Source organism: Motilimonas thetidivivens (assembly GCF_046452435.1).
Classification (GTDB): domain Bacteria; phylum Pseudomonadota; class Gammaproteobacteria; order Enterobacterales; family CBDFNC01; genus Motilimonas.
Genome location: NZ_JBKFDK010000079.1, coordinates 1 through 387 on the forward strand (window position 1 = coordinate 1; position 387 = coordinate 387).

General features: G+C 45.7%; 2 tRNA genes. Both read left to right on the forward strand.

The features are described from left to right. The first annotated feature begins 18 nt into the window (after nt 1-18). A tRNA-Ile gene (locus tag ACK8OT_RS19320) sits at nt 19-95 on the forward strand. A 135-nt stretch (nt 96-230) separates the two neighbouring features. Continuing rightward, a tRNA-Ala gene (locus ACK8OT_RS19325) sits at nt 231-306 on the forward strand. Nucleotides 307-387 lie beyond the last annotated feature (81 nt).

Here is a 387-nt window from a genome sequence, read left to right on the forward strand (position 1 = left end):
ATATTGGGTAAAAACATCGGGTCTGTAGCTCAGTTGGTTAGAGCGCACCCCTGATAAGGGTGAGGTCGGTAGTTCAAATCTACTCAGACCCACCAAATCTTCGCAATACTGCGTTATTAAGTTCGTCGTTTAGCTTGCTAAACTTCCTTACTTAATGCCTTGTCTTGCTTGATTTGGCCACTATGCCATCCTCCCAGATGGTTTAGGGTTCGATGTTTTAGAAGATATTTGGGGCTATAGCTCAGCTGGGAGAGCGCCTGCCTTGCACGCAGGAGGTCAGCGGTTCGATCCCGCTTAGCTCCACCAAATCTTCATGTTCGGCCAAGATAGGCCAAAGTTAAGTTTAAGCAATTTAACTTTGGCTTTTTTTAGCGATAAAGAAAGCCC